We start from the raw sequence: 2198 nt of genomic DNA on the forward strand, positions 1-2198 counted from the left end.
ATTCCTGTATATTGAGTTTAAAAAACTCTATTTTTATAATCAGAAATGACTAGTTGCTTTACGTATCTCTAGTTTTGGTTTGAGTAATTGTATGTTAAAAGGCTTAAAAATTCTGTGATAACAGTGTTTTTTTTTAATCAATTAAACACGCTCTTTTTATAATTGAGTTTCTGCTTGCAAAAATATATGAAATTCCTAAATCTACACGCTTATACTAATTTAATCTACTGTTATATTTATGCTAATCTGTTTAATTATTGGTTTAACTATGTTTAGAGTTGATATTAGGAAGTTTATTTTCTGAAAAAAGTAGTTTCATAAGTTTTAGAGTTGCCTACATTATCTGTTACTACTACTTTTAAATTACACTCTTTTTTATCAAGAATTTTATCATCAAAATTATATGTAATTGTATTTGTTTTATACTCGTAGCTCATTAAAATCCACTCTCCGTTTAAGTAAGCGTTGTAGGTGTCAATTCCACTTAAGTCATCAACAATTTTAAGGCTTAAATATTTGTAATTATTAAGCCATTGTTTTGCTTTAAAGTTTTTAGGAGTAATTACGGGTGCTATTGTGTCTTTAGCAAGTGTGTATGTGCCCAAGTTTTTTGTTCTTGTTGTAAATGTATTTCCTCTTTTGTATGTTGTAGCGTGTATTGGTTGTTTTCTGCTATTTAGTCTTGCTATAAAAAGTTTTTTTCTTTCTGATGCAGAATATTTACTAACATCAAAAGTAATTGTAAAATTACGGTGAGCAGGAACTTCACCATTATGAATTTTTACAGTATCTGCACCTTTTTCTAAATCGATATAAAAATCTTTATAAAATGTATTAGCAGGGAAATATACTTTGGCGCCATCTAAATTGTAGTTATTTGGTTTTTTTGCAATTAGATAGTTATCTGTAATTTCTATTTTTTTAGGTGATTTTAATTCTTGTACTTTACCTTCAACCGGAATAATAATTTTAGTTGTGTTATCTTCCCAGTCCTTTAAAAGTAATACTACATTGTAGCTAAGACCATTATTTACAGTTATTTTTCCATCATTATGTAAGTCAGAGTAAATGCTAAGTTTATTACTAGGCTCTTTAAAACATTTTACAATACGTTGACTGTATTTACCGTAGTGTTGGTAGTCTATTAAAGTGTTAATATATCTAGACTCTGCAAACGAGAAAGTGTTAAATTTAAACTTAGAATAGGTTTTACCATTTACTTGTTGTTCTATAGAATAAATACCGTTTTTATTTGCAGCCATATCTTGCCTGTCATATCCATTAAAGCCAATTCCTATGGTACCAGCAGCATACACTTTATCTGCTAAATAAGACCCATCTGCTTGCCTTTTAAATTTTAACTGTGTTTTGTCTGCGTTGCGGTTTATTTGTGCATTATCACTTAAAGGATAGGCGTAAAGGTTTAATATTGTAGGGTCTGTTGCATCTCTAATATCATAGCCATACAAAAGCGGATTTGTAGGTTTGCTGGTTGTGTTGCTTCTAATTTCAAAATGTAAATGTGGTCCAGAAGAACCTCCTGTATTACCAGAGTAGGCGATAACTTCACCTTTTTTAACTTTTAGCTCACCAAAATCAGGAAAAGTTTCTACTTGGTAAGACTGTTTTTTGTATTGTATTTTTTTTATATACTCTTCTATTTTTGGAGAAAATTTTTGCAAATGAGCATACACAGATGTGTAACCACTAGGGTGTGTAATGTATAGAGCTTTACCATAGCCCCAATGTGATATTTTAATACGTGTAACAGAGGCATCGTCTATGGCGTAAACTGCTAAACCTTCTCTCTGTTGGGTTTTAATATCTATACCAGAATGAAAATGATTAGAGCGTAACTCACCAAAATTACCAGCTAATATTAAAGGAATGTCTAAAGGAGATTGAAATTTGTTCTGTGGATATTTTTCTTGTCCGTTAACAGAAGTAAGTAAAAATAATGCAGCTATAAATGCGTAAATTCTCATATGTATTGTTAAAGTTGATACGAAAATAACCAATCCCGCTTAATTGAAAAAGACTAATACGTCTTAAAAATTACAAAACACCTTATTACAAGAGGTTAAGTGCTAAGATTTAATTCTTTACAAGAATAATTGAAAAAAGTATTGCGAAGTAGTTTATTCTATGTTAACTTTGTGATAAATGCATCGATTTTTGTAAATGAGCGAATTAGTTGA

General features: G+C 29.8%; 1 protein-coding gene. It reads right to left on the reverse strand.

Annotated features, from left to right (window positions below; all coding sequences use genetic code 11):
- Positions 1-293 precede the first annotated feature (293 nt).
- Positions 294-1985 (reverse strand): M23 family metallopeptidase, encoded by a 1692-nt coding sequence (locus ABJD66_RS03595; RefSeq protein WP_100895612.1) that lies wholly within the window; start codon positions 1983-1985, stop codon positions 294-296.
- Positions 1986-2198: the final 213 nt, after the last annotated feature.

Source organism: Cellulophaga sp. (assembly GCF_039943695.1).
Taxonomy (GTDB): domain Bacteria; phylum Bacteroidota; class Bacteroidia; order Flavobacteriales; family Flavobacteriaceae; genus Cellulophaga.